Annotated in this window: 16 protein-coding genes; 8 read left to right on the top strand and 8 right to left on the bottom strand. The window is 69.8% G+C overall.

The window, feature by feature from the left end:
- The first annotated feature begins 99 nt into the window (after positions 1–99).
- The 6 genes from ACIQCY_RS06430 to sufU all read left to right on the top strand — a co-directional run bounded on the left by ACIQCY_RS06430 (position 100) and on the right by sufU (position 7463).
- Positions 100–1050 (top strand): glycosyltransferase, encoded by a 951-nt coding sequence (locus ACIQCY_RS06430; RefSeq protein ID WP_400483068.1) that lies wholly within the window; start codon positions 100–102, stop codon positions 1048–1050.
- Between the two features lie 77 nt (positions 1051–1127).
- Positions 1128–2762, top strand: a complete 1635-nt coding sequence (locus ACIQCY_RS06435) for an ArnT family glycosyltransferase (protein ID WP_400483069.1) — start codon at positions 1128–1130, stop codon at positions 2760–2762.
- A gap of 2 nt (positions 2763–2764) precedes the next feature.
- The gene (locus tag ACIQCY_RS06440; RefSeq protein WP_400483070.1) at positions 2765–4036 is read left to right on the top strand and encodes a GtrA family protein; all 1272 of its coding nucleotides are present in this window, start codon (positions 2765–2767) and stop codon (positions 4034–4036) included.
- Between the two features lie 358 nt (positions 4037–4394).
- The gene (locus tag ACIQCY_RS06445) at positions 4395–5480 is read left to right on the top strand and encodes an excalibur calcium-binding domain-containing protein (protein WP_400483071.1); all 1086 of its coding nucleotides are present in this window, start codon (positions 4395–4397) and stop codon (positions 5478–5480) included.
- A 210-nt stretch (positions 5481–5690) separates the two neighbouring features.
- Positions 5691–7010 carry an aminotransferase class V-fold PLP-dependent enzyme gene (locus ACIQCY_RS06450; protein ID WP_400483072.1) on the top strand — a complete coding sequence of 440 codons (1320 nt, stop codon included), beginning with the start codon at positions 5691–5693 and terminating at the stop codon, positions 7008–7010.
- A complete protein-coding gene (sufU, locus tag ACIQCY_RS06455) occupies positions 7011–7463 on the top strand; it encodes a Fe-S cluster assembly sulfur transfer protein SufU (RefSeq protein WP_400483073.1) in 453 nt (150 codons plus the stop codon).
- Here the strand turns inward: sufU and ACIQCY_RS06460 are convergent.
- The 4 genes from ACIQCY_RS06460 to ACIQCY_RS06475 form a co-directional block, all read right to left on the bottom strand.
- A complete protein-coding gene (locus ACIQCY_RS06460; RefSeq protein ID WP_400483074.1) occupies positions 7460–9160 on the bottom strand; it encodes a sensor histidine kinase in 1701 nt (566 codons plus the stop codon). The two genes, sufU and ACIQCY_RS06460, sit on opposite strands and share 4 nt — an antisense overlap.
- 3 nt (positions 9161–9163) lie before the next feature.
- Entirely contained in the window at positions 9164–10519 is a 1356-nt protein-coding gene (gene nhaA / locus ACIQCY_RS06465; RefSeq protein WP_400483075.1) for a Na+/H+ antiporter NhaA, read from the bottom strand.
- Positions 10520–10573: 54 nt separating this feature from the next.
- The gene (locus ACIQCY_RS06470; protein WP_400483076.1) at positions 10574–10795 is read right to left on the bottom strand and encodes an SCO4848 family membrane protein; all 222 of its coding nucleotides are present in this window, start codon (positions 10793–10795) and stop codon (positions 10574–10576) included.
- 61 nt (positions 10796–10856) lie between these two features.
- Positions 10857–11354, bottom strand: coding sequence for a DUF2505 domain-containing protein (locus ACIQCY_RS06475; RefSeq protein ID WP_400483077.1), 498 nt, complete (start codon positions 11352–11354; stop codon positions 10857–10859).
- A gap of 246 nt (positions 11355–11600) precedes the next feature.
- Between ACIQCY_RS06475 and mfd the strand changes: the two genes are divergently transcribed.
- Complete coding sequence (gene mfd, locus ACIQCY_RS06480) at positions 11601–15197, top strand: transcription-repair coupling factor (protein ID WP_400483078.1); 3597 nt, start codon at positions 11601–11603, stop codon at positions 15195–15197.
- 116 nt (positions 15198–15313) lie between these two features.
- On the opposite strand, the gene ACIQCY_RS06485 is transcribed toward mfd, so the two are convergent.
- The 4 genes from ACIQCY_RS06485 to ACIQCY_RS06500 all read right to left on the bottom strand — a co-directional run bounded on the left by ACIQCY_RS06485 (position 15314) and on the right by ACIQCY_RS06500 (position 19163).
- A complete protein-coding gene (locus tag ACIQCY_RS06485) occupies positions 15314–15622 on the bottom strand; it encodes a hypothetical protein (protein ID WP_400483079.1) in 309 nt (102 codons plus the stop codon).
- Positions 15623–15667: 45 nt separating this feature from the next.
- Positions 15668–16348 carry a deoxyribose-phosphate aldolase gene (deoC, locus tag ACIQCY_RS06490; RefSeq protein WP_400483080.1) on the bottom strand — a complete coding sequence of 227 codons (681 nt, stop codon included), beginning with the start codon at positions 16346–16348 and terminating at the stop codon, positions 15668–15670.
- 142 nt (positions 16349–16490) lie between these two features.
- A complete protein-coding gene (locus tag ACIQCY_RS06495; RefSeq protein WP_400483081.1) occupies positions 16491–18278 on the bottom strand; it encodes a phospho-sugar mutase in 1788 nt (595 codons plus the stop codon).
- Between the two features lie 84 nt (positions 18279–18362).
- Positions 18363–19163 (bottom strand): purine-nucleoside phosphorylase, encoded by an 801-nt coding sequence (locus tag ACIQCY_RS06500; protein WP_400483082.1) that lies wholly within the window; start codon positions 19161–19163, stop codon positions 18363–18365.
- 122 nt (positions 19164–19285) lie between these two features.
- Between ACIQCY_RS06500 and ACIQCY_RS06505 the strand changes: the two genes are divergently transcribed.
- A complete protein-coding gene (locus ACIQCY_RS06505) occupies positions 19286–20686 on the top strand; it encodes an NAD(P)H-quinone dehydrogenase (protein WP_400483083.1) in 1401 nt (466 codons plus the stop codon).
- The last annotated feature ends 80 nt before the right edge of the window (positions 20687–20766 follow it).

A 20766-nucleotide genomic window follows, 5' to 3' on the forward strand; every position in this document is an offset into this window, starting at 1 on the left:
CGGCTGGCTGCACTACTACAACCATCACCGGCCCCACACAGCCTGCAGCAACCAGCCGCCCTTCTCACGATTGACCAACGTGTCCGGTCAGTACACCTAGTGAGGGTCGCGCTCGACAGCAACGAGACCAAGAACAAGCCGCGGCAGCTCAACGGCGCCCTGGCGATGTGCCGGAACGACGTGGTGGGAGTCTTCGACGCCGAGTCGATCGCCGCGCGGGAGCTGCTCACGCACATCGACAGTGTCTTCACGCGGCGAAACGCCGATGTGGTCCAGGGGGCCGTTCAGCTCATCAACTACCGGGACACCTGGTACTCGCTCCGGAACTGCCTCGAATACTTCACCTGGTTCAGGTCCCGGCTCCACGCCCACTCCCGCCAGGGCTTCATCCCCCTGGGCGGCAACACCGTCTTCATCAAACGCGAGCTCCTGCTCGCCGTCGGAGGCTGGGACGGCGCATGCCTCGCCGAGGACTGCGACCTCGGCGTGAGGTTGTCCACCCTCAACAGGCGCATCGTCGTCGCCTACTCGCCGGAACTGGTGACGCGGGAGGAGACCCCCGACTCCCTCGCGACGCTCGTCCGGCAGCGAACGCGGTGGTCCCTCGGCTTCATGCAGGTCTTCGCCAAGGGGGACTGGAAGGCCCTTCCGACCCGGAGGATGCGCGTCATCGCCTGGTGGACGCTGATGCAGCAGCACTTCATGGCCTTCGCGGGTGTCTGCATCCCCATCGCGATCGTGGCGGCAGTCTGGGGGAACTTCCCCCTGCTGGTCACCCTGATCGCCTTCCTGCCGCTGATCCCCACCCTCGCCACCATCGCCTTCGACATCTGCATGCTGCGTGAGTTCGGCAGGGATCACCGCTTCGAACTGTCTCCGTACGACTACGCGCGGCTGATCATCGGAACGCCGTTCTACCAGATGGTCCTTGCGTTCTCCGCCCTGCGGGCCCTCGTGAAGTTCCAGCGGGGAGACTTCCGCTGGGAGAAGACGAGCCACGCGGGGTCCCACCTCTCCTACATCGAGACCACTGCCGCAGCGCAGGTCTAGCCCAGGCCCTTCCCACCCTTTTCCCTGACCGGGACCGCACTGGTCCCGCCGGTCTCGCACGTTCCCAGGAGGTCCCGATGTCCCTGCTCGAGGTCAAATCACCGCTGAGGTTCCCGCAACCCAAGCCCAGAAGCCGCGCGGCACATGTCGCACCCCTGACGCGGGACGAACCGTTCACCCTGACCCGGCTGAGCCCTGCCGACCGCTTCACCATGATCGGCCTGCTGGTGGCAGCGGTGGTCCTGAGCCTGTGGAACCTGACCGGCGCCCCGAGCTACCAGGATGACGAGGGGACCTACACGGCCCAGGCCTTCTCGGTCCACGAGGGCGAACTGGCCCCCTACACCTACTGGTACGACCACCCGCCGCTGGGCTGGATCCAGATAGCCGCGCTCAACTGGATCCCCCTGATGCTCAATCTCGGGGACGGGACGGCCATCGGAGCAACCCGGTATGTCATCTCCGTCTTCTTCGTGGCCAGCGCCATGCTGCTCTACATGCTCGCGCGGCGTCTTCGCGTTCGTACGCCTTTCGCGGCTCTTACGACGATCGTCTTCATCCTGTCGCCCCTGTCCCTGGTGCTGGGGCGACAGGTCTACCTGGACAACGTGGGAGTCCCATGGCTCCTCCTGGCGTTCTACCTCGCGCTGAGCACGCGGCATTCGCTGCGGGACCATGTGCTCGCCGGCGCCTGCTTCGCGGTGGCGGTCCTGTCCAAGGAGACGCTCGCGATCTTCGGTCCGGCGCTCCTGCTGGCCATGATCAACCGTCCGCGGTGGAGCAACCGGGCGTTCTCGATCGTCGGCTTCCTCGCAATAGGCGGTCTCCTCCTGGCCTTCTACCCGCTCGCGGCGCTCCTGCGAAACGAACTCGTCGCCGGGGAGGACCACGTCTCACTCCAGGAAGCCCTCGCCTACCAGTTCTTCGAGAGGTCAGGCTCGGGCACCATCTTCGAAGAGGGCTCGAGCAGGGCTGAGCTACTTGCCGGCTGGCTCTACTTCGACAAGTACCTGATTGCCGCCGGTCTGGTCGCCGCCGTGGTGTGCCTCGTGAGGCGCAACAGCCATGCCGTGGCCCTGGCGATCTTCGTGTTCGCCGTCCCGATCGTGCTGGGGCAGGGCTACCTGCCGGCCATGTACATCATCGCCGTGATACCGTTCCTCGCCCTCGCGCTGGGTATAGCGGTGGACGTCGCGTGGTCGGGCTCCGAGAGGCTCTGGCAGCACAACCACCACCTGCGGCGTCCCCTGCGTACTGGTTTCGTCCTCCTCCTGGCCACCGCGCTGTCCCTGATGTCCATGCCACAGTGGCTCCAGCAGGACCGGGTGCTGCTGACGGCAGAGACGAACACGGACTGGCTGAAGACCGTCGAATGGGTGAAGAGCAACGTCGACCGGGAGAGCGTGGTCCTGGCCCCCTATTCGATGTGGCACGATCTCAATTCGAGCGGTTGGGATGATCCCTGGACCATGGTCGCGATCGAGAAGCCCGACCTCGACGAGCAGTTCGACGCAGTCCACCCCGGCGGGTGGCGGGACGTGGACTACATCATCGTGGGGCCGATCGTGCTGGACAACATCGAGAACCTCGAGCTGACCCGGACGGGCAAGGCACTCCAGTATTCGGAGCCCGTCGCCACCTTCGGGGAATGGAGTGTCAATCGCGTCGCCGTCCCGGCGGGCCTGCCGGCGGATGCTCCAGAGGGGGAGTGACGGTGAGACTCTCGGTCATCATTCCCGCCGTCGGACAGGCAGCGGATACAGCTGAGCTGGTGCGGCGGATCGGAGGAGCCTGCGCAGGCATCGACGCCGAGATCATCATCGTCGACGCCGCCCGGGGTACGGCCCCCGCCGGACTCGACGGAACCGGCAGACGCGGATCGGTGCCGATCCGCCACGTCCGCCGCGACAACCCCCGCAGCGGGTTCAGCGGCGCGGTGATGGAGGGTATCGCGACGAGCCGGGCAACCTACTGCCTGGTCATGGGGGGAGGCCCACACCACCCGCCCGAACTGATCCCGCTCCTCCTCGCGCGGCTGGAGGCCGGCCAGGCCGACCTGGCCATCGCCTCCCGCTACTGCGGCGCCGCGACGCAGGGCGGGAACGCCTCGGGCCCCTTCGGGACTCCCGGCGCGTGGCGTGCCGCCTTCGTGGCCCGCGTCCTCTTCCCTGCTCGGCTGAGGGACTGCAGCGATCCCCTGACAGGCTTCTTCGCGCTCCGGCGGGACGCGATCGACCCGGGACTGATCCAGCCGAAGAGTCCCAACGTCCTGCTGGACATCCTGCTGCGCCACAGGCTGAGGGTCGAGGAGGTCCCCTTCGAGGTCGGGCGGCATGCTGCCGGGCAGCCGAAGGCGACGCCGGCGCAGGAACTGCGCTTCCTGCGCCAACTCGGCGAGTTGCGGATAGGCCGTGCGGGCCTCTTCGCAGTGGTCGGTGCCATCGGGACCGTCCTCAACCTGCTGATCATGGCGGTCCTCCTGGCCTTCGGCGTCCACTACGTGGCCGCGGCCCTGGTGGCGGCGGAACTGACCATCCTCACCAACTTCGTGATGCAGGAGAAACTGGTCTTCGCCGGTGACACACGGAGCGCCCGGGTGCTGCGCCACCGGTTCGCCCAGTCCGTCGGGTTCAACAACCTCGAAGCGGTGCTGAGGGTGCCGTTCCTCCTCCTGCTCGTCGAGGTCCTGATGTTCAACAGCATGATCGCGCAGGCCGGCACGCTGGCATGCGCCTTCGTGGTCCGCTACCTGTTCCATGCCAAGGTGGTCTACCGGCAGCGGCCCGCCGAATCCCCGGTGGCCGGCTCCCCGGCGGCCGAGACAGCGCCCGTGGCGGCCGCGCCGGCCGTCCTCGAGGAACTCCATGCCTCGCTGAACCAGGTTCAGCGTGACCGGCAGCCGCAGGCCGGGAAGGAGCCGGCCCCGTCAGCGGCCCGGCCGTCGATCTCCCTGCCCGCCGCGGTGCTGAATCCCCTGGAGACCTGACGCCGAGGGCACTGCCGGAACGGAGGCAGCACGGGATGCCCGGCCGGGCGCCCAGGGGGGCGGGCGAGCAGGAATTCTCCTCCTCGCCCGCCCTCCGCACTCCACCTGCGGGGCTGCGCGAAATACCCCTGTCGGTGTGCGTTCTTCACTTACTCCACTTGGAGAAACTACGTTCCCGATCGCTGCTGACACTCGTCTTCCCCTGGGGACTCCGGGTTCTGGGCGTTCCTGGTTACCTGAGGGTGCTCCCCGGGGTGACATGGAAAGAGAAGCGAGCTTGGGGCTTTCCAGAACCTGATTCTGGAAGGCCGTCCACCTCGTACTTCTCACTCCAGTGAATCCTCGACAAAGGTCTTACATGAACAAGCGCACTACCTACCTCGCTCTCGCGGTAACTGCGGGTCTCACCACCATGGCATCTCCGGCTCTCGCCACGTCCGTGGCCCCCACCGATCAGGTGTGCGCGGGCCTTAGCAGCGGCAAGATCGACACGCAGGGCGATCCCCGGACGGTCACGCTGGCAGCACCCGAGGGCATGGTCATCACCGGCTACTGTGTGAAGGCCGGTTCGGGCAACCAGGGTGATGGGCCCGAGTACGTCGTCCTCGATCCCGCCGGTTACGCAGCCACCCTCGTGATCTCCCACTCCTCGGGCAAGGCAGTATCGCACTACAGCTTCACCACGGCGCCGGCCACACCCGTCGACGAGACGCCGGTCGACGAGACCCCGGGCGGTGGGACGCCGGTTGTCGAGACGCCGGTTGTTGTCCCGCCGGTTGTCGAGACGCCGGTTGTTGTCCCGCCGGTTGTCGAGACGCCGGTTGTCGAGACGCCGGTTGTTGTCCCGCCGGTTGTCGAGACGCCGGTTGTCGAGACGCCCGTTGTTGTGCCGCCGGTCGTTGGGACGCCGGTTGTTGGGACGCCGGTCGTTGGGACGCCCGTTGTTGTGCCGCCGGTCGTTGGGACGCCGGTCGTTGGGACGCCGGTTGTCGAGACTCCCGTTGTCGGAACGCCGGTTGCCGAGACTCCTGTCGTCAGGACTCCCGTGAACGATGCGCCCGGCACGAACGTCATCGATGTTCCCGTCGTCGTCGTGGAGGTTCCCGACACCGAGCTCGGGTTCGCCTCCGAGGTCTACTACGAGAACTGCGACGCCGTCCGTGCCGCCAACGCGGCGCCGATCCACCTCGGCGAGACGGGCTACCGTGCCGGCCTCGACAGGGACGGGGACGGTATCGGCTGCGAAGCAGCCGGCGGGGACGACCGCGCCGTCGCGACGTCCTACGGCGCCGATGACACCGATAACGCCAATGGCACCGACGAGCTGGCCTACACCGGAACGGGCGAGGACATGAAGGTTGCCGGTGGCATCGGTGCCGCCCTGCTCGCGCTGGGCGCCGGCGTCGTCCTCGCCGGTCGCGGCCGTCACCGCAAGGCCGCATAACGCGTCCTGACCCTGCACGGCAGCACCTCGGAAGGGCCGGTCCATCGACCGGCCCTTTCGTTCGCCCGCGGACGGCCGAGCCACCCCCCCCGGAGCCTCCCGTAGTTAGGCAGCACTGGGATGCCCCGACGGGCGCTGAGTGGGAGGATTAGAGCAGAGAATCCTTGCGTAATTACCGCAGGGACTGCTGCCCGATCCGAGGAGCCCGAAGTGCCCGTGGTTGAAACGCCCGTCACGCTCACCCCGTCCGGCGGCGCCGGCCTGACCGACGCCGAGGTGCACCGCATCCGCAACGACTTCCCGATCCTCGGGACCGAGGTCAACGGCAAGCCGCTCGTCTACCTCGACTCGGGCGCCACCTCCCAGAACCCGCTGAGCGTCCTGGAGGCCGAGCAGGAGTTCTACGAGCAGCGCAACGCGGCCGTGCACCGTGGCGCCCACTCGCTGGCCGTCGACGCCACCGACGCCTACGAGGACGCCCGCGCCGCCGTCGCACGCTTCATCGGCGCCCGCACCAACGAGCTCGTCTGGACGTCGAACGCGACCGAGGGCATCAACCTGGTGGCCTACGCGATGTCCAATGCGGCCGCAGGTCGCGGGGGAGAGGCCGCACGCCGCTTCGCCGTCGGACCCGGCGACAGGATCGTGGTCACCGAGATGGAGCACCACGCGAACCTCATCCCGTGGCAGGAACTCGCCGCGCGGACGGGTGCGGAGCTGCGCTTCATCCCGGTGGACGACGACGGCGCGCTGCGCCTCGAGGAGGCCGCGGCCCTCATCACGCCGGCCACGAGGATCGTGGCCTTCTCCCACGCCTCCAACGTGCTCGGCACCATCAACCCGGTGGGGGAGCTCGTCCGGCTGGCGCAGTCCGTCGGAGCGCTCACGCTGCTGGACGCCTGCCAGTCCGTGCCGCACCTGCCCGTGGACGTGAAGGACCTCGACGTCGACTTCCTGGTATTCTCCGGCCACAAGATGCTCGGGCCCACCGGCATCGGCGCCCTCTACGGCCGCGCCGAACTGCTCAACGCCATGCCTCCCTTCCTCACCGGCGGCTCGATGATCACCACGGTGACCATGGAGCGCGCCGAGTACCTCCCCTCGCCCAACCGCTTCGAGGCGGGCACGCAGCGCATCTCGCAGGCCGTGGCCCTCGGCGCCGCAGTGAACTACCTGGCGGAGACCGGCATGCAGCGCATCGAGGCCTGGGAGTCGGCGCTCGGTGCGCGGCTCGTCGAGGGCCTCGGGGGCATCGACGGCATCCGCGTCCTCGGGCCGGCGGCGGGGATCCCGCGCATCGGCCTCGCGGCCTTCGACGTCGCGGGTGTCCACGCGCACGACGTCGGGCAGTTCCTCGACGACAAGGGCATCGCCGTGCGGGTGGGCCACCACTGCGCGCAGCCGCTCCACCGGCGCCTCGGCCTCACGGCCACGACGCGCGCCAGCACCTACCTGTACACCACGACGGATGAGGTGGACGCGTTCCTGGACGCCGTCGCCCGGGTCCGTCCCTTCTTTGGAGCGCACTAGATGAGCACCGGCCTCGAACAGCTGTACCAGCAGATCATCCTCGACCACGCCAAGGCGCGGCACGGTTCGCCGCTGCGCGAATACGACGGGGCGGGGCGCGTGGGGGAGTCCCACCAGCTCAACCCCGTGTGCGGCGACGAGATCACCCTCCGGGCCGGCGTCGCCGAGGGAGCCGTCACCTCGGTGACCTGGGACGGTGCCGGCTGCGCCATCTCCATGGCCTCTGCCTCCGTGCTCACCGACCTGGTGCAGGGGCTGCCGCGGGACGAGGTGATCTCCCTGGTGGACTCGTTCCGGGAGGTCATGCGCTCGCGGGGCAGGATCGAGGCCGACGAGGAGGTACTCGGCGATGCCGCCGCGTTCTCCGGCGTCTCGCGCTTCCCGGCGAGGGTCAAGTGCGCCATGCTCGCGTGGGTCGCGCTCGAGGAATCGCTCCTGGCCGCGAACGCCTAGTCCGGCGTCCCGGGAGCCGCCGGCGGCTGCGGGATGCGGATGGTGAAGCAGGTCCCCTGACCCGGCGTGCTCGTGACGGAGATCGATCCGCCGTGCTCATCGATGATGCTCCGGGTGATCAGCAGGCCGAGCCCCACGCCCTGCACGGCGGAGCTGCGGACCGACGGCGAGCGGAAGAACCGCTCGAAGACGCGGTCCAGTTCCTCCGCCGCGATGCCGATGCCGGTGTCCGCCACCTCGATCACCAGCCCGTCGTCGCCGAGCGAGGCGTCGAGCGTGATGCTTCCGCCCCGCCGGTTGTACTTGACGGCGTTGCTGAGCAGGTTGTCGACGGCCTGGGCGAGCCGGCCGGGATCCACGATCGCGGGCAGGCTCGACGGCGCCCGGTTGACGAGCCGGAGGTCCGAGCGCGTGGCGCGCACCTCGGCCGATGACGCCGCGTCCGCGAGGATGCTGCCGACGTCGGCGCGCACGGGGTGAACCGCGAAGGTGCCCGCGTTGATGGCCAGGAGGTCCTCGACGAGCTGTTCGAGCCGCAGGGCGTTGCGCCGCGCCACCACGATGAAGGCGCCGGCGTCGTCGGGCAGCCTGTCGCCGTACTCGAGCGTCAGCTCGAGGTACCCGAGGATCGACGTCAGCGGCGTGCGGAACTCGTGCGAGACGTTCGAGAGGAAGTCGTCCTTCGCCTGCAGCGCGAGCACCAGTTCCGTCACGTCGTTGAAGGACACCACCGTTCCGGCGAGGACGCCGTCGTCGTCGTGCATGGACTGGGAGGAGATGCTCAGCGCGCGCTGCGAACGCCCCTCACCGAGCCAGATCTGCTCGTTCTCGAGGTCCTCGCCCCCGATCGCCCGGATCACCGGGCGCTGCTCGGGCGGGATCGGGGTGACCCTGTCCGGGCCGAAGATCAGCAGTTCGGCCTCGGTCGGGTCGTCATTGCCCGGGGGCGCCGCCCCGGCATGGCCTGCCCGCTGCCGTGCGTTGGTGAGGATGTCGTGGCCCTGCGCGTCCACGGCCAGGAGTCCCACGCTGACCGTGTCCAGCACAGTGCTGAGCAGGCGCTCGCGTTCCCGGCCGGCCTCCACGCTCTCCCGCAGGGCGGCCTGTGACGCCCTGAGCGCCTCCTGCCGCCGGCGGTTGTCCTTCGTGAGTTCGCTGACGAACCAGGCGAGGCCGGTGAGCATGATGGGCAGCAGGATCGGGTTGCTCAGGGAGTCGTAGCTCGCCGGGGTGGCGGTGAAGGCCAGCGGAAGCCAGATGATGGCCAGGGACGCGACGACCGTGAGGGTGACGGCCGTGCCGGTCCTGATCCGGGAGGCGGCAATCCAGACCACCGGGAACGCGGCCAGGAGTCCGACGCCGGAAAGGCTTTCGCCCGCCGCTGCACGGGCGAGCCCGACGGCGACGAAATCCGCCAGCGGAACGAGGAGCACCCAGCGGCTCGGGATGCGGGACCACGGCAGGGTGCAGCACAGGACGAGCACGAGCAGGTTCAGTGCCCAGCCGGTGAGGAAGACCGCCGGTGAGTCGAGGTTCTCGTGCTCGACGACGCCGAGCACCATCGTCAGGGTGAACGTGATGGCGAGGGCGAGCTCGCTGAGGATGATGCGGCGGCGGTTCCGGGACCGTCCGGCGGCGTGGCCGGAACCCGTGGGACGCTCCATCCCCGGTACCTGGCCGAGATCCGCCGTGGACATCCGCTAGTTCCCGCGGTCCTCGAAGACGTCGGGGATGCCGTCCTGGTCGGCGTCGATCTTCTCCTGCTCCTCGATGCGGCGGTAGTGCTTGTTGCGGGCCCGCAGGACCACGCTGGAGAGCAGCGCCGCCGTGAGGGATGCGGTGAGGATGGCGACCTTCGCGTGGTCGTCGTGTTCGCTGCCGGCCCCGAAGCTGAGGTCGTTGACCAGCAGGGACACCGTGAAGCCCACGCCGGCGAGGATGCCGACGCCCAGGAGGTCCCACCAGCTCAGGCCTGGGTCCAGGTGGGCCCTGGTGGTCTTCGTGACGAGGAACGTGGTCAGCATGATCCCGAGGGGCTTGCCGAGGACCAGCCCGAGGACGATGCCGATGAGGACCGGATCGGTGAGGGCCGACGCGAAGCCCTCGGCCCCGCCGATTGCGACCCCGGCCGAGAAGAACGCGAAGACCGGGACGGCGAAGCCGGTGGACAGGGGGCGGAAGCGGTGTTCGAGGACTTCCGCGAGTCCGGGTTTGCCGGGCCGGGGCAGCGCCGGTTTCCCCTCGGATTTCCGCAGTACCGGCACGCAGAAGCCCAGCAGCACCCCGGCGACGGTGGCGTGCACGCCGGAGGCGTGCATGAGGGCCCAGGTGATGATGCCCAGCGGCAGGAGGATCAGCCAGGGGCCGCGCGTGGTGGTGCCGAAGAACCTCGGCCGGCGCTGGGCGAGGAGGGCGAACAGCCCCAGGGGCAGGAGCATCCACAGCAGGTAGGTGAGGTGGACGTCCTCGGAGTAGAAGAACGCGATGATCGCGATGGCGATGAGGTCATCGACGACGGCGAGGGTCAGCAGGAAGATCCGCAGGGCGCCGGGCAGGTGGGAGCCGATGACGGCGAGCACGGCCAGGGCGAAGGCGATGTCCGTCGCGGTGGGGATGGCCCAGCCGCGCAGCGTGTCCGGGGAGGACAGGTTCACGACCGTGTAGACGAGGGCGGGGACGACGACGCCGCCGAACGCGGCCGCGACGGGCACGATCGCGCGGCTGATCCGCCGCAGGTCGCCCGCGACGAATTCGCGCTTGAGTTCCAGGCCGGTGAGGAAGAAGAACACGGCCAGGAGGCCGTCCGAGGCCCAGGCGCCCACCGACAGCTTCAGGTGCCACGGCTCGTAGCCGAACTCGAAGTCCCGGACGGCGAAGTAGGACTCGGAGGCGGGTGAGTTGGCCCAGATGATGGCGATCGCGCTCGCGATCAGCAGCAGGATGCCGCCGACCGTCTCCTTGCGGAGGATCTCCGTGATGCGCAGGTACTCCGGATAGCTCGAGCGCTGCAGGATCACAGGATGGGCGCCGGACGCCGTCGGGTTCTCGTGTGCCATCGGTCTCCTGGGGTAGGGCGGATGCGGTGCGGGCGGCGGTGCGGGCGGCGGTGCCTAGGCGATGAGGGCCCGCACCCCGATCACGGCGGTCGCGGCGCCGAGGATCATCGACGTCGAGATGAGCATGAGGTGCACGGTGAGGAACCGCGTGGCCGCTCCGTTCTCGTGCCGCGCCCGCGGGTCCTTGAGGATGCGGCGGAGGAAGGGCGGCCAGACGATCAGGGTCCAGACGCCGGCGAGGATCAGGATGAGGGCGAGGGGTGTGGGGAGCTGCACGGTGCGGGTCTTCCGGGTCGGGGCTGGTGGCGGGGGTGGGCGGCGCTGGAGGGCGGCCGGGTCAGCGGCTCTCGAGCCACTTCCGGGCCTCGACGGCCTGCACGTTGAGTGCCTTGCCGATCATCGGCTCCGCGGCGCCGGCGATCTTCCCGCCGAGGAACGGGATGGAGGAGGTGACGTTGCCCTGGAGGTCGACGACGGTGTCGGTGCCCTGGGCGATCAGGCGCTGCACGGCCGAGACGTTCAGGGGCACGCCGGCGACCGTCATCTCGAGCGAGGCCTGGCGGGAGCCGTCCGCCGAGGGCGCCTCCCAGTGCTCGGTCTGCGTGACGGAGAGCGTCTCACCGACGAACTTGCGGGCCATGTCCGGCAGCCGGTCGGTGGGCATGGTGCGGACGGCGGTGAGCGTGAACGCCCCGGCGGCGTCGCCGTCGAGCCTGAGGGACTGGAGGGATCCGCCGACGTACTCGCTCATGTGGCGGACGAAGCCCTCGTCGGTGAAGACGCCGAGCACCGTGGCGGTGTCGTAGGGGAGCGTGGTGGACGCGTTCAAAGCCATGGTTCCTCCGGAGGATTCAGCGTGGGCGCCGCCGCGGCGGCGGGCCAGGGGTCTCCCGTAATCCTACGGCCTGGCCCCTGGTGGGGTGCGGCAGGCCCGGCAAAGCGTCAGGGCCCCTTGGTAGAGTTGACGCATCCCCGGGAACGATTCGTCTTTCCGGGTTTTCGTGCTGTCCCCGTCCCGTCGGCGAGCGTCTCGACCAGCGGAACGGGGCGGAGGAATCCACTCCTGAGGAGCCCCTGACAGATGAGCCTGAACGGATTGCGCGCGGCGCTTGCCGACGACGTTTCCTATGCGCGCGTGCGGACCAATGCCTCGCGGCCGGTCGAGCAGCGCAGCGCCGACCTGCAGATCGGCGCCCCCGCCGGCATGCGGGCCCCACTGATCGCGGAGATGGTCGACGGCCTCGACACCCTCGGCGCCGCCGATCCCGGCGGCGCCGTGCCGGTGGTCCTGGCGATCACCGCCACGGGACGGGAAGCGGAGGACCTCGCTGCGGCGCTGCGCAGCTACCTGCCCGGCAGCGCCATCGAGGAGTTCCCGAGCTGGGAGACACTGCCCCACGAGCGGCTGTCGCCCCGCTCCGACACCGTGGGCCGCCGCCTCTCGGTGCTGCGCAGGCTCGCGCACCCGGAAGGGTCCCCGGTCAGGGTCATCACGGCGCCCATCCGCGCCGTCGTGCAGCCGCTCGTCGCCGGACTCGGGGACCTCGAGCCCGTGTCCCTGAAGGTCGGCGACGAGGTGGCCTTCTCCGACGTCGTCAAGGCCCTCTCCGACGCCGCCTATGCGCGCGTGGACATGGTGACGCACCGCGGCGAGTTCGCGGTGCGCGGCGGGATCATCGACGTCTTCCCGCCCACCGAGGACCACCCGATCCGCGTGGACTTCTTCGGCGACGAGGTGGACCAGATGCGCTGGTTCGCCGTCGCCGACCAGCGTTCGCTGACCTCGGGCGAGCCGCCTGCCGCCCTGTACGCGCCGCCGTGCCGCGAGATCCTCATCACGCCGTCGGTCATGTCCCGGGCCGCGAGGCTGCAGTCCGAGCTGCCGGCCGCGGCGTCCATGCTGGAGAAGATCGCCGGCGGCATCGCCGTCGAGGGCATGGAGTCCCTCGCGCCCGTGCTCGTCGACGCCATGGTGCCCTTCGCCGGCGAGCTGCCGCCCGGATCGATCGCCGTCGTCATCGAACCCGAGAAGGTCCGCGCCCGCGCGCACGACCTCGCGGCCACCAACGAGGAATTCCTCGCGGCCGCCTGGTCCACGGCGTCCGAGGGCGGTGCCGCACCGCTCGACCTCAGCGAGGGGCTGGGGACGGACCTGCAGGAAGCCAGCTTTCGCTCGCTCACCGACACCCGGGCGACGGCGCTCGCCCACTCCGTGGCGTGGTGGGGCATCACGTCCTTCGGAGCCGACGAGGAACTGAGCGACGTCGACAGCTTCACGCTGCACGCGCGCGAACCACGCGGCTACCAGGGCGACGTCGCCGAGATGATGGAGTTCATCGGCGGCCGCGTCCGTGACCAGTGGCGCGTCGTCGTGGCCACGGAAGGGCCCGGACCGGCGCAGCGCCTCGCGGAGCTCTTCTCCGACAACGACATCCCCGCCAGCCGCGTCGACTCGCTGGATGCCGCGCCGCAGCCCGGCATCATCGAGATCACGACGGCGTGCGCCGGTCGCGGCTTCGTGGTGGACGGCCTGAAGATGGGGTTGCTCACGGAGGCGGACCTGCTCGGCCGCACGAGCGCCTCGGGCACCCGCGACATGCGCAAGATGCCCTCGCGCCGCCGCAACGCCGTCGACCCCCTGCAGCTCAAGGAAGGCGACTTCGTCGTCCACGAGCAGCACGGCGTGGCGAAGTTCGTCGAGCTGATGCAGCGCTCCACCGGTGCCGGCCCCATACGGACCACGCGCGAGTACCTCGTCCTCGAGTACGCGCCGTCCAAGCGCGGTGCCCCAGGTGACCGCCTCTTCGTGCCCACGGACCAGCTCGACCAGGTCACGCGCTATGTCGGCGGCGACGCCCCGGCCCTGAGCAAGATGGGCGGCTCGGACTGGAGCAAGACCAAGAACCAGGCGCGCAAGGCGGTCAAGGAGATCGCGGGCGAGCTCATCCGCCTGTACTCGGCGCGCATGGCCTCGCGCGGGCACGCCTTCGGCCCGGACACCCCGTGGCAGCGTGAGCTCGAGGAAGCCTTCCCGTACGTCGAGACGCCCGACCAGCTGACCACGATCAACGAGGTCAAGGCCGACATGGAGCGGGAGGTCCCGATGGACCGCCTCGTCTCCGGCGACGTCGGCTACGGCAAGACCGAGATCGCGGTGCGGGCGGCCTTCAAGGCGGTGCAGGACGGCAAGCAGGTGGCCGTGCTCGTGCCCACCACGCTCCTGGTGCAGCAGCACTTCGAGACCTTCTCCGAGCGGTTCTCCGGCTTCCCCGTGCGCGTGCGGGCGCTCTCCCGGTTCCAGACGGCCAAGGAGTCGCGCGAGACGGCGGAGGGGCTCACCTCGGGCGCCGTCGACGTCGTGATCGGCACGCACCGCCTGCTGTCGAAGGAGGTCTCCTTCAAGGACCTCGGCCTCGTGATCGTCGACGAGGAGCAGCGGTTCGGCGTGGAGCACAAGGAAGCGCTGAAGAAGATGCGCACCAACGTGGACGTCCTCGCCATGAGCGCGACGCCGATCCCGCGAACGCTCGAGATGTCGCTCACGGGCATCCGCGAGACCTCGACGCTCGCCACGCCGCCGGAGGAGCGCCACCCGGTGCTCACGTACGTGGGCCCCTACACGGACAAGCAGGCCTCGGCCGCGATCCGGCGTGAGCTGATGCGCGAGGGGCAGGTGTTCTTCGTGCACAACCGCGTCTCGTCGATCGACCGCACCGCCGCGCACCTCAAGGAGCTCGTGCCCGAGGCGCGCGTCGCCGTCGCCCACGGGCAGATGACGGAGTCCCGGCTCGAGCAGATCATCGTGGACTTCTGGGAGAAACGGTTCGACGTCCTGGTCTGCACCACGATCATCGAGACCGGGCTGGACATCTCCAACGCGAACACGCTGATCGTGGACCGCGCCGATTCCTACGGCCTCTCGCAGCTGCACCAGCTGCGTGGGCGCGTGGGCCGCGGCCGGGAGCGGGCCTACGCCTACTTCCTGTACCCCTCGGAGAAGCCGCTGGGCGAGGTGGCCCTCGAACGCCTCAAGGCCGTCGCGTCCCACAACGAGCTGGGCGCCGGCATGCAGCTGGCCATGAAGGACCTCGAGATCCGCGGGGCGGGCAACCTGCTCGGCGGCGAGCAGTCGGGCCACATCCAGGGCGTCGGCTTCGACCTCTACATCCGACTGGTCGGCGAGGCCGTCGCGAGCTTCCGCGGCGAGGCCGAGGAGAAGGCGGCGGAGATGAAGATCGAGCTGCCGGTCAACGCCCACCTGCCGCACGACTACGTGCCGGGGGAGCGGCTCCGCCTCGAGGCGTACCGGAAGCTCGCGGCCGCGATCACCGACGAGGCGATCGACGCCGTCGTCGCCGAGCTCGAGGACCGCTACGGAGAGCCGCCGGCCGCGGTGCAGAACCTGATCTCCGTGGCGCGCTTCCGGGTGGCCGCCCGTGCCCTCGGCCTGACGGACGTGGCGCTGCAGGGCAACTTCATCAAGTTCGCCCCGGCGGACCTGCCCGAGTCGAAGCAGATGCGGCTCACCAGGATGTACCCGGGCGCCGCCATCAAGCCCGCGCTGAACGCGGTGCTCGTCCCGAAGCCGAAGACCGCGAGGATCGGCGGCCGGGACCTCGTGGACGCGGAGATCCTCGACTGGGCGAAGAACGTGCTCGATGCGGTGTTCACGGCGTAGCCCGCCGGGGTCCGCGCCGCCGCCGGTTGAACAGAGCCGGATGCACGAGAAAGGCCGTCCCCTCGGGGACGGCCTTTCTCTGTTCGATCGTGTGTGCGCGTTGTTCCGCGCCGTGCTCAGGAGCTGACGCCCGCCGAGGTCTCCTTCTCGTCGGTGCGGTTTCCCTCGGCGAGGTCGAAGCCGGTGTCGGCACGGCCCAGGATGCCCTGCGGGATGAAGAACGCGATGAACGCGAGCACGATCACGGCGGCCATGGGCCAGATGTTCTGCGGCGTGAACCAGGTGAGCAGGTACATGCCGAGCAGGAACATGCCGAACATGATCACGAACACCAGGATGTTCCCGACGAGGTGGCCCTTGCCGGCGTGGGCGGGCTGGCTGTCGGCGCGGCGGCTGTTGCGCTCCGCGCTGGCTTCATGTGACATTCGATCTCCTAGCGTGCGTTCCTGCGGGATGTTCCTGCGGCGCCCTCAGTACCCTGCGGCGCCCTGTTCACCCTTAACGATAGCGACTCCTGAGCTGGCCCCGATACGGGTTGCTCCGGCGTGGATCATGGACCTCGCGTCCTCGAGCGATCGGACGCCGCCGGAGGCCTTCACGCCGAGGTCCGGACCGACGGTCTTCCGCATGAGGGCGACGTCCTCGACGGTGGCGCCGCCGCCGTTGAAGCCGGTGGAGGTCTTCACGAAATCCGCTCCTGCCTCCACCGCGGCCTCGCATGCAAGTACTTTCTGCCCGTCGGTGAGCAGCGAGGTCTCGATGATCACCTTGAGGATGGCGCCGTGCTCGTGGACGGCGTCGGCCACGGCGAGGATGTCCTGCACCAGCACGTCCTTCTCGCCGGCCCGGGCGGCTGCGATGTTGATGACCATGTCGATCTCGTCGGCGCCGTCGGCCACGGCGCCGCGTGCCTCGAAGACCTTGACCTCGGTGGTGGTGGCGCCCAGCGGGAAACCGATCACGGAGCACGTGAGGACGCCGGTGTCCTTCACCGCGGTGCGGACGGTGCTGACCCAGACGGGGTTGACGCAGACGGACTTGAACGAGTACTCGACCGCCTCGCGGCAGACCTCGAGGATCTGCTCGCGGCTGGCCTCGGGCTTCAGGAGCGTGTGGTCGATGTAGGAGGCGAGGGATACGTCGGTAGGCATGGTGTCCATCTTTCCATGTCGTCCGGCGCGGTCCGTCGCGGTGCCCCGACGACCGCCCGGGACGACGGCGGCGCGCGCCCCGGGCGGCGGTTCAGGGTGCCAATCGTCTCAGGTGGTCGAACGGCTCAGGTGGTCGAACGGCTCAGAGGCCGAGCGCCTCGCCGACGTCGTGCTTGACGGCATCGAGGCGCGCGCGCGCGGTGGCCTTGGCGGCGTCGAGCTCAGCGGTGGACCCGACGGGTTCGACGACCTCGAGGTAGCACTTGAGTTTCGGCTCCGTGCCGCTCGGCCGGATGATCACGCGCGTCTCGTCCTGCGTCAGGTACAGGAGCCCGTCCGTGGGAGGCAGGCTCGCCGAACCCTGGGCGAGATCCTCGGCGACGCTGACCGGCGAATCGGCGAACGACGACGGCGGGTTCTCGCGGAGCCTGTTCATCATGGCCCCGAGCAGGCCCAGGCTGCCCACGCGGACCGAGAGCTGGTCCGAGGCGTGCAGGCCGTGCACGAGGAAGGCGTCGTCCAGCAGGTCGAAGAGGGTGCGGCCGGAGGCCTTGGTGGCGGCAGCGAGTTCGGCGAGCAGCAGGCCGGCGGAGATGCCGTCCTTGTCCCGCACGAGCTCCGGTGCCACGCAGTAGCCGAGGGCCTCCTCGTAGCCGAAGGAGAAATCGTGCACGCGGGCGATCCACTTGAAACCGGTCAGGGTCTGGGCGTGGCCGATCCCGGCTACCCCCGCGATCCGCCCCAGCAGGCGGGAGGACACGATGGAGTTGGCGAAGACGTTCCCGCGGCCGGCAGCGCGGCCGGCAGTGCTGCCCGCCTGGCTGCCGGCCTGGCTGCCGGCCTCGTCGCGGGCCGGCGCCGTGAGCCGGGACGCCAGGTGGAGCCCGAGGAGCGTGCCCACCTCGTCGCCGCGGAGCATGCGCCACTCACCCGTGGAGGGCTCGCGGGCGGCCAGCGCCACGCGGTCGGCGTCCGGGTCGTTGGCGATCACCAGGTCGGCGCCCACCTCCACGGCGGTCTCGAGGGCGAGGTCCAGCGCACCGGGTTCCTCCGGGTTGGGGAAGGCGACGGTCGGGAAGTCGGGGTCCGGCTCGGCCTGGCGCTCCACGATCGTGACGTCGTCGAACCCGGCCGCCGCGAGGACCGCCTGCGCCGTGCGCCCGCCGACGCCGTGCAGGGGAGTCAGGACAATCCGGAGGTCGCGGTCCGTGATGGCGGTGTCCGCCAGGGCCGCGACGGAGGCGATGTAGTCGGTCTCCACGGATTCCGGCAGGACGGTCCAGCCGCCTGCCGCGAGCTCGACGGCGTCGATCCCCCCGATCGCGTCGATGTGCGCCGCGATGCCGGCGTCGTGCGGTGCCACGATCTGGACGCCGCGGGCGTCCTCCTCGACGGCCCGTCCGCCCAGGTACACCTTGTACCCGTTGTCCTGCGGCGGATTGTGGCTCGCCGTCACCATGATGCCCACCTCGCACTCCAGGGCCCGGATCGCGTAGGCGAGCACCGGCGTCGGCAGTTCGCGCGGCATCAGGAACGTCTCGATCCCGGCCGCGGTGAAGATGGCCGCGGTCTCCTCGGCGAAGATGCGCGAGTTGTGGCGGGCATCGAAGCCGACGACGGCGCGCGGCGCATACGCTCCGGCGGCGAGGTCCAGTGCGTGCGCGGCGACGCCGGCGGCGGCACGGCGCACCACCACGCGGTTCATCCGGTTGGGGCCGGCGCCGAGCGCGGCACGGAGGCCGGCGGTGCCGAAGGCGAGCGGACCGGAGAAGCGGTCCCTCAGGTCCTGTTCCGAGACGGCGGCGGCGGAGTCACCGGACCGCACGCGTCCGAGGAGCGTACGGAGTTCCTCCGCGGTCTGCGGATCCGGGTCGGCGTCGGCCCAGGCGTCGGCGGAGGCGAGGAGGGTGTCCAGTTCCGAGGTGGTCATGCGGGTCCCTAACGTGGAGCGGCGGTGGATGCCCGACGGGCGCCGGTCATGCTGGTCGTACGGCGTGCGGACGGTGCCCGCGCGCTAGATCGTGGCGACGATGTCGGCCAGGAGGCGCGAGATGCGCGGTCCTGCCGCCTGTCCCGCCTCGAGGACCTCGGCATGGCTGAGCGGCACGGGGCTGATGCCGGCCGCCAGGTTGGTCACCAGGGAGATGCCGAAGACCTCCATGCCGGCGTGCCGTGCGGCAATGGCTTCGAGCGCGGTGGACATGCCCACGAGGTCCGCGCCGATGCGTCTGGCGTACTGCACTTCGGCGGGCGTCTCGTAGTGCGGTCCCGTGAACTGCGCATACACGCCCTCCTCGAGCGAGGGATCCACCTGGCGTGCGATCTCCCGCAGGCGCGAGGAGTAGAGGTCGGTGAGGTCCACGAAGGTGGCGCCCTCCAGCGGCGACGATGCCGTGAGGTTGATGTGGTCGCTGATGAGGACGGGCGTGCCGGGCTGCCAGTGCTCCTTCAGTCCGCCGCACCCGTTGGTCAGGATCATCGTCGTCGCGCCGGCCGCCGCGGCGGTGCGGACGCCGTGGACGACGGCGCGCACGCCCTTGCCCTCGTAGAAGTGCGTCCGGGCGCCCAGGACCAGGGCGCGCTTGCCGTTGGGCGTGAGGATGGAGCGGATGGTGCCGGTGTGGCCGACAACGGCGGGCGCGGAGAATCCGGGGATGTCCGCGGCGTCGAGGGTGTGGGTGGTCTCGCCGATCAGTTCGGCCGCCTCACCCCAGCCGGAGCCGAGGACGAGGGCGGTGTCGTGCCGGTCGATTCCGGTAGCGCGGGCTATGTGGCCGGCAGCGTCGCGGGCCAGGTCAAAGGGATCAGAAGTCACCGCTACAACTTACCCTCTGCGCTAACGGGCGGACCACCGGCCAGGGCCTCCGTCCCGCCCGGCCCCTCGGCGGGACCCGCGGCGTTTCGGGGGTGTCGGTGGCATGGGCGATAATCGAGGACGTGACCAACCAACTCGATTTCAGTTCATTGCGCCTGGCCATCCTCGGTGGGGGGCCCGGCGGGTATGAAGCGGCGCTGGTCGCGTCCTCGCTCGGCGCCAAGGTGACCGTCGTCGAGCGCCACGGCCTCGGCGGATCGGCGGTCCTCACGGACGTCGTGCCGTCCAAGACCCTCATCGCCACGGCGGACACCATGACGCGCTTCACCGACGCGAGCGGACTGGGGGTCCACTTCTCCGCGGACAGCAAGGTCTACGCGGACCTGGACAAGGTCAACCAGCGGCTGCTGAAGCTCGCCGTCGAGCAGTCCTCGGACATCCGGGCCACGCTGGAGCGCCTCGGAGTGCAGGTCATCATCGGGACCGGCAAGCTGCTCGACGACCACCGGCTCGAGGTCGTGTCCGACGGCGAGACGAGCATCATCGAGGCCGACGCCGTCCTCCTCGCCGTCGGTTCGACACCGCGCGAGCTGCCGAGCGCCAAGCCGGACGGCGAACGCATCTTCAACTGGACGCAGCTCTACAACATGCGCCAGATCCCGGACCACCTGATCGTGGTCGGCTCGGGCGTGACCGGAGCGGAATTCGCCAGCGCCTACAACGGCCTCGGTTCGAAGGTCACCCTGATCTCAAGCCGCGACCGCGTGCTGCCGGGCGAGGATGCGGACGCCGCCGAGGTGCTCGAGGGCGTCTTCAAGGACCGCGGCATGACCGTCCTCTCGAAGTCCCGCGCGGACGCCGTCGACCGCACCGAGGACGGCGTGATCGTCCATCTCTCGGACGGCCGCACGGTCGAGGGCAGCCACTGCCTCGTCGCGGTCGGCGCCGTGCCGAACACCGCGGGCATCGGCCTCGAGGAGGCCGGGGTCGCCGTCAGCGAGTCCGGCCACATCCAGGTGGACGGCGTCTCGCGCACCACGGCGCCCAACGTCTACGCGGCAGGTGACTGCACGGGCGTGTTCGCCCTCGCCTCGGTGGCCGCGATGCAGGGCCGGATCGCGATCGCGCACCTCATGGGCGATTCCGTGAGCCCGATCAAGCTCAAGCAGGTCGCCTCCAACATCTTCACCTCCCCGGAGATCGCGACCGTCGGCGTGACGGAGGAGGACATCGAATCCGGCCGGTACCAGGGCGACGTCGTCAAGCTCTCCCTGCACACCAACGCCCGCGCGAAGATGATGAACGTCAAGGACGGCTTCGTGAAGGTGATCGCCCGCAAGGGATCCGGCACCGTGATCGGCGGCGTCGTCGTCGGCCCCCGCGCCTCGGAGCTGATCTTCCCCCTCGCGCTCGCCGTGACCAAGAAGCTGCACGTGGACGACGTGGCGAACACCTTCACCGTCTACCCGTCGCTGACGGGGTCCATCTCGGAGGCCGCGCGGCGCCTGCACACCCACATCTAGCGGGGTGCGCGGGACGCAGTCCGCATCCGGACGGTTCCCGGCGTACGGCAGAGTGCCCGGTGCCTCGCGTAGTTCCCGGC

It is taken from the genome of Arthrobacter sp. NPDC092385 (assembly GCF_044755105.1).
Taxonomy (GTDB): Bacteria; Actinomycetota; Actinomycetes; order Actinomycetales; family Micrococcaceae; genus Arthrobacter_D.